The 6,635-nt window shown below is 40.3% G+C and carries 7 protein-coding genes and 1 pseudogene; 2 read left to right on the top strand and 6 right to left on the bottom strand.

The window, feature by feature from the left end; all coding sequences use genetic code 11:
• Positions 1-438: 438 nt before the first annotated feature.
• From MKY52_RS30295 to MKY52_RS30285, 3 genes are all read right to left on the bottom strand, one after another.
• Positions 439-1,083 carry a hypothetical protein gene (locus MKY52_RS30295; protein WP_341055725.1) on the bottom strand — a complete coding sequence of 215 codons (645 nt, stop codon included), beginning with the start codon at positions 1,081-1,083 and terminating at the stop codon, positions 439-441.
• A 147-nt stretch (positions 1,084-1,230) separates the two neighbouring features.
• The gene (locus MKY52_RS30290) at positions 1,231-1,782 is read right to left on the bottom strand and encodes a glutathione peroxidase (RefSeq protein WP_076286695.1); all 552 of its coding nucleotides are present in this window, start codon (positions 1,780-1,782) and stop codon (positions 1,231-1,233) included.
• 249 nt (positions 1,783-2,031) lie between these two features.
• Entirely contained in the window at positions 2,032-3,204 is a 1,173-nt protein-coding gene (locus MKY52_RS30285) for an MFS transporter (RefSeq protein ID WP_341055724.1), read from the bottom strand.
• Positions 3,205-3,387: 183 nt separating this feature from the next.
• On the opposite strand from MKY52_RS30285, the gene MKY52_RS30280 reads away from it, so the two are divergent.
• A complete protein-coding gene (locus MKY52_RS30280) occupies positions 3,388-4,248 on the top strand; it encodes a LysR family transcriptional regulator (protein ID WP_341055723.1) in 861 nt (286 codons plus the stop codon).
• A gap of 87 nt (positions 4,249-4,335) precedes the next feature.
• Positions 4,336-4,737, top strand: a complete 402-nt coding sequence (locus MKY52_RS30275; protein WP_341055722.1) for a VOC family protein — start codon at positions 4,336-4,338, stop codon at positions 4,735-4,737.
• A gap of 144 nt (positions 4,738-4,881) precedes the next feature.
• On the opposite strand, the gene MKY52_RS30270 is transcribed toward MKY52_RS30275, so the two are convergent.
• From MKY52_RS30270 to MKY52_RS30260, 3 genes and pseudogenes are all read right to left on the bottom strand, one after another.
• Positions 4,882-5,127: a hypothetical protein gene (locus MKY52_RS30270; protein ID WP_341055720.1), complete on the bottom strand. Its 246-nt coding sequence runs from the start codon at positions 5,125-5,127 to the stop codon at positions 4,882-4,884.
• Positions 5,128-5,286: 159 nt separating this feature from the next.
• On the bottom strand, positions 5,287-6,264 hold the full coding sequence (locus MKY52_RS30265; protein ID WP_341055718.1) for a phosphotransferase enzyme family protein: 978 nt from the start codon (positions 6,262-6,264) through the stop codon (positions 5,287-5,289).
• 229 nt (positions 6,265-6,493) lie between these two features.
• A pseudogene (locus MKY52_RS30260) lies at positions 6,494-6,635 on the bottom strand (nucleotidyltransferase); the annotation flags it as partial.

Below are 6,635 nucleotides of genomic sequence, written 5' to 3'. Positions count from 1 at the left end.
GTATCCCTTGCTTCAATTTAATCATCCCTTTAAAAACGTATTTTTTAGATAATTTTATAATCAGAAAGTTCATAAAATTATCCAACTCATAAAATATTCGAGTAACGATTGAACTATCCTGCACGTTAGCTTAATGAAGTGCGCTAGTCTAATACTTTATTTTTTTTGGACATCAATATATATAATAATTGGACCAAGCCATCCATCGTCTTTAGTTTTTAAGGTACCTGCAACGTATTTATCTTTTATCTGATTTGAACAATTTTTTTATTCAATTAGCATTTCATTCATCCTCAATTCCAAACAGTACAACAGATGCTTGCTCCACTGGATTTAACTCTATTTTTCGCACTTTTTCTGTAAGGATATTCCAAGCTATTTAACTTATTGATGACATTCTGAAGTCCCTATTTTGTTGACTTCTTGAAACAGAAAATTTCAAAGTACTACTCCTAGTTTTAAGAGAACCCGATCCATTTCATCAAAATGTTCTTTGTCGCTTGAAGCATAAATCAAATCAAAACTATCGTCATTATTCATCACCGTTATTATGCTGTCATCGTAATTTCCATAAAATTCGATGCCAATCCAATGCCGAAAGGAAATACCTTTGTTTTTAAAATTTTCACGAATAAAATCCAAGTCGGTTTGTTCAATGGAATAGAACGATTCACAGCCGTATTCAAGAGCGAATACGGTTTGCAAATAGGCCATCGCCTGAAAAAAATCGGTCAATGTTTCAAATTCCATTTTCCATACCTTTTCATCGTAACTCATATAGACAGGGGGATTGGACCTGGATAAATCGTTCCTATGGATTCCCCAGACACAGGCACGCTGATTCTCGCAATAAAAAATTAAATATTCACTATGCTTGAAGTATTGGAATTGCTCGGGCTTGATCAAACTATCTTGCGTATGATTCAGCCGCTCGTCTTTACCGAGTTCCAAATAATAATCTATAAACACCTGGGGCAATTCACCAAAATTATTTTTAATGGTTTGTATCTCGTCATGACTAAACCCGTTTCGTTTCGTAATATGAAACAGCTTTTTAATCATTGTAAAATCAGTCATCCGCATCACACCTTATCCTTGTATAATTTGCTATCGATTGACTTAAGAATATTCCAAGTCAGTCTCCTTAACCATCAAGGGGGCATGTTATATATTTTACCATATCTTTACTCCACTAAGCTGCCCGTTAGCTTAATCACCAATCAGATTCATTTACTTTAAAAGAAGTGATTCAATAAATACCTCTATGTCAAATGGTTCAGTCGTAGTTTCGTATCTACCATATATATGGCCGTTTCGATCGATTAAAAACTTTGAGAAATTCCACTTGATCCCGTCACCGGCATATATGTCCGGATACTTTTCCAGCAGAAAATCCTGCATCCATTGACCGCCTGATGTCTCAGTATCGAACCCTTGAAATGGTGCTTGCTGTGTTAAATATTGAAATAACGGATGAGCAGACGGTCCCCTAACCTCAACTTTCTCGAATAAAGGAAACTTAACTCCAAAGTTGCTCTCACAATATTCATGTACTTCCGAGTTACTCTCTGGCTCTTTCTCGTTGAATTGGTTACAAGGAAAACCTAGTATTTCAAACCCTTGCTCATGGTGAATTTCGTAAAGCCTTTGAAGATCAGGTAATTGGCGAGAATAGCTGCATCTACTGGCAGTGTTCAGAATAAGCAGAACTTTTCCACGATAAATTGACAATTCAACAGGCTCACCATTAATTGACTTCGCTTGAAAATCATAAATAGACATCAGACCATTCCTCCGCGTTATTATTATAAATAACATAATATCGCTACAGGCTTTTATTGGTCTAATATATAAAAGAAATAATCTTTATAGAATGAACCTATAATCCAATATTACCTTAGTATATTGCCCGTTTAATTTACTAGAAAAGAGGAGCTACCATATAGGAAGCTCCTCTACTTATTTCCCCCCAACAAAATCCGATTCTAAATTAATCATGAAAATAGTACATCATCTCAGCTCTTCGGCTTATCATAACTTGCTGGAGAACTTTTTTTTATTTCCAATAGCCATTTGAACGATAATCTGAAGCACGATGATTACAGCCAAACCATAGAATGCTTGAACGAAGCTGCCCGTTGCATCGTGGAGCCAGCCAATAGCTAGCGGCCCAAGCGCACCGAGAATGTATCCACCAGATTGGGTCATTGCGGACCAGCTACTGGCTTCCTGAGCATTGCTTGTTTCATCAATGGGCAACATCAGTGCAATTGGGAACAATCCACCCGCTCCAATACCGAGTGGAATCGCCGCGAGCCAGGGGCTAACGGATATGTTCAGCATCAGGACACCCATCAACTCTAATAACGCACACCCGACAAGCCAGAATACACGTCTTTGGTAACGGTGTACAAGCATGGGAATGAACAACGTAGAGGGCAGAGATATCAATGTGAATAAGGTTTGGATGTTGCCGGCCGTCTCTTGACTATACCCCTGGCTTTGGATTGCTGGCGCAAGCCAAGCGGTCAACGAGTAGAAGATCGCTGCCATCAGCCCGAAGAATAATGTCAGCATCCAGGCACGCTTGTTGTTCACCGGAAGTGGTGCATTAAGTACACTCGAGATTTTACCGGATTGTCGATCTATGCGCGCAGACCAGGCTAATCTCAACCAGATCGGCAATGCAATGGCTGAGAGAAATGCCCATACAGCCAACGAGCCCCTCCACGAACCACCCAGCGTATGCTGAAGCGGAACCGATAATCCCACACTAATGCTGGCCCCCATCACCATCGCTGTAGAGTAGATACCCACCATAGCTGCCACTCGGTCAGGGAAGTACTGCTTAATGAAGCTGGATAATAGCGGCCCTGCCAATGCTATTCCTACTCCGGACAGAAAAGAAGTGAACATCATCAATGGAGTTGTACCAACAAACCATCGTAATCCCGTACCTAACCCAATGAGGATTAAAGCCAAAACAATTGCGCCCTCATTTCCCCACTTTCTGCTTAATCTTACGGAGAACGGAGCAAATATGCCCATACATAATACCGGAAGTGTGGTTAACAGACTGGCGGTAATCCCGCTTATACCCAGATCATTCTGTACGGTGCTCATTAGAGGTGAAATGGATGTAATGGGTGGTCGTAAATTCAGTGAAGCCAGGATAAGCGCCAGGACGATATAAAAAAGTTTCATTATGAATCACCTCATGGTAGTAGTATCGTTACATTCACCCATCATCCTATTTGTTAACGACAGATCGTTGGGTGGTGCATGATTAAGTATAGAATCATTAGAATGATTGAACAATACTATAGTTTCTATTAAAATGATTACTAAAACCAATGATTAGAGGGTATTCATATGGAGATTCGTCAGATGGAAAACTTCATTGCGGTGTGTGAGGAGCTTCATTTTACACGAGCAGCTGAGAAACTCGGCATATCTCAACCTACGTTGAGTCAACAAATACGCGCGCTCGAGGATGAACTCGGTGTTCCCTTATTTGACCGAGTCGGCAAAAAGATTGTGATGACCCAGGCAGGAAATCTGTTTCTGGAGCACTGTGTACAGATGATTCGGCATTTACAGAATACCCAGGATGCGTTAGCTGAATTCCGCAATGATCAACGAGGTCGGTTGGTAATTGGTGTTCTCCCTTCCGATCTGGACTATCGGCTCACCCCATTGCTCGTGAATTTTCATGCACGATTCCCCAAGGTACAACTGAAGGTTATCTCTTCGATCTATGTCTTGAATCAAGTGCTGGATAATGAAGTAGACATCGGCATCGAGATCACGTCTGCTCCTGATGATCGGCTTGTACGCATTCCTTTGTGCAGTGAAGAATATGTACTCGTCGTTTCCGAGAATCATGATTGGGCTGAACGAAGCACGATTGGAATCCAGGAACTGCGAAATATCCAAACTGTGATGTTTCCCGAAGGATTTACAGGCAGAGAACTGGTTGATGGCTATTGCCGTAAATATGGATTCAGTTTAAATACGATCATGGAGACCAGTTCGGCTACTTCCATTATTAGCTTGGTTAAAGCCAACGTCGGAGGAACATTGCTGCCTTATCGTTTGATCCAAGCGATGAATGAACCAACACTACGCTGCATCCGAATTACAGACGATCCGCCATACCGTCACTTTGAGATCATTTATAGGTCCGACCGTTTTCTGACAAAATCGGCCAAGACATTTATTGAGAAAACTATCGAGTATTTCAATTAAGAGTGAGTTGTGAAAGAGATTCGCTTCTGCTGCCAGAACTAGAGTATAGTAGGAGTTGTTAATAATATATTCCAGGAGGCTATAGCCATGCCACAGGAGATCTGGATTAACCTGCCGGTCAAAGATGTTGAGAGGTCAACTGCCTTTTTCAATGAGATTGGATTCCATGCAGTGAGCGTTGGTAACGAGAGAGCCAAGCTTGACATAGGCCAAACAACGATTCTGCTGTTCCCGTATGCGGCGTTTGAGAAATTCACAGGTTCTAAAACCGCAGATACTTCCCATAGCGCAGAAGTAATATTTTCCATTGGCGCTGAAAGCAGAGAAGAAGTAGATGCCTTTATTCAAAAAGCAGAGTCTGCCGGAGGAAACATCTTTGGCAAGCCGAGTGAAATTGACGGCTGGATGTACGGCGCAGGATTTGCCGACCTGGACGGTCACCGCTGGAACCTGCTGTACATGGATGAGAGAAAAATGCCTAAAAGCTAATATGAAAACGCCGGTCACCTGCTTAAGGTGACCGGCGTTTTTTTACACCCGCAATAATCTCATATCTGTAATTCAAATCACCTGGGTTAGCCTATCGTTTCCCATTACTTCAATAAGGATGTGCTTTAAAAGTAATCGGGGATATCAAGTACTATGGAGTCGATAATATAAAGGGGTAGCAATTGAACCAATCCCTTTTACAATTTGGTCATCAGAAAGATTTAGTTCATATACGATGAGGGAGCTTAATAGTTGCTTTGTATCTGTTGCTTCAAGAACGTACCACTTTCCCTTTCTATACTTTTTGGAAGCCTGGCACATAGTTATATATTCTTCATATGGCAGATTATCTCCCCAAACATCATAGCCCATCTTATAAATTTCGATCATTTCCTCTTTTGTTGCTTCCCTAATTTTTTCAAAGTACTCTCCCTTTGTTTTTTGCGGTTATAGATTCTTTTCGACAATAAGCTTATCATGATCTCTATTCTTCTGAAGCAAAACTGCTCCCAAAGTATCTGGGCTAACGTTCTCAGTTCGTTAAACAAACTACTCCCAGTAAGGAGTACCACTAAAGAGAAATTCTTCTTTATTTACATATCGCTTAAATTCCCGACTTGCTAATTTATTAATGTGACTGGGTAACCACTCATTAGATTCAGGCAGCCCAAGCCAAAAATTCATTGTTTCGAGTTGGGCTGCTACAAAGAAACCTTCCAAACGTTGAACATAGTTATGAGGCAGGTCGAATTGTTTTGCGTATGATTCTAGCAACTGGTTTCTGAATGCTGGGTGGATATAAGAAAGTGTCCAACCTAAATCGAATAAATAATATCCGAACCCACAAGCTCCAAAATCAATAGCTCTAGCTTCTTGTTCATGAAACACAAAATTACTTGGAATCAAATCTGCGTGAATTATCCCCCAATTGCCAGGTGTTCTTTCTATGTCGTTCATCATTAAAATTGCACACTCTCCGGCCAATTGCAGAATTTCCACATCATTTTTATCGAGCTCACCACCGTTAGCAAGCTGTTTTAGCTTTTCTAATGATTGTGAAATTCTAGAATTATCAAATGACGGTCGAGTAAATGATCGCGGAATTTTCCAAAAAGATGATTGTTTATGAAGCTTTCCGATCAATTCGCCTACACACTCGGCATCATTGACTGTTGGAATAAATTGTTTTTGTTCACCATCTACCCACTTTAACAATGTACAGTTTATGTCATCTATCTTAGTAACATATTCACCAATGTTATTTTTTATAGGTGATGGCAACACCAGATTTGTATCATTTGTTAATGATTCCAGCCAAATAATTTCTGAATGGATGACTTTTTCCTCAGACCAAATACTTTCCATCGAATCATTTTTTGATAGATGTATTCGCAAACTATAGCAGTTACTTTCCTTATCTGTCACTTTATAGATGGTGTTTGCATTTTGGCCAATATGAGCTATTGATTGATAAGTAATTGGATAACAAGTTAATGCTTCTATAGCAATATCCTGAGTATTCAGCACGGTATCTTCCCTCCCCTTGAAACAACCGAATAAGGACATCGTACCATAATATTCAATATGTATTATTCAACTATCTTGTCCCGCTAGCTCAATAGTCTTATGTTTTAATTAGAGTCGCTGCTTATAGTTGTCAGGCTTGCCGAACACCTAACGCAGTGACGTCCCGACGGGCTTAGGGTCTGGATGTAGTCACTTGCTTCTCAGAGTGACCCGGAGCGTCAATATGGTGTTAGCCGAAGGAAGTTCTGGAAGCAGCCATTGCATTTAAGGCGTTCTCAAAATAGCTATATACTTCATCTGCAATTCCCAGAAACTCTTCAACAAGTACATTACTATCCAAGTAACAAGCATACAGATAATCAACTAAAGCA

The sequence above is a fragment of the Paenibacillus sp. FSL P4-0184 genome (genome assembly GCF_038004625.1).
Lineage (GTDB): Bacteria > Bacillota > Bacilli > Paenibacillales > Paenibacillaceae > Paenibacillus_AQ.
This window is presented reverse-complemented; position numbering and strand designations above follow the sequence as displayed.

Coding starts and splice junctions, on each gene's coding strand:
- MKY52_RS30290 (WP_076286695.1), bottom strand. CDS start 1,782: ATGTCTATTTATGATTTTCAAGCGAAGTCAATTAATGGTGAGCCTGTT.
- MKY52_RS30275 (WP_341055722.1), top strand. CDS start 4,336: ATGCCACAGGAGATCTGGATTAACCTGCCGGTCAAAGATGTTGAGAGG.
- MKY52_RS30280 (WP_341055723.1), top strand. CDS start 3,388: ATGGAAAACTTCATTGCGGTGTGTGAGGAGCTTCATTTTACACGAGCA.
- MKY52_RS30285 (WP_341055724.1), bottom strand. CDS start 3,204: ATGAAACTTTTTTATATCGTCCTGGCGCTTATCCTGGCTTCACTGAAT.
- MKY52_RS30270 (WP_341055720.1), bottom strand. CDS start 5,127: ATGATCGAAATTTATAAGATGGGCTATGATGTTTGGGGAGATAATCTG.
- MKY52_RS30295 (WP_341055725.1), bottom strand. CDS start 1,083: ATGCGGATGACTGATTTTACAATGATTAAAAAGCTGTTTCATATTACG.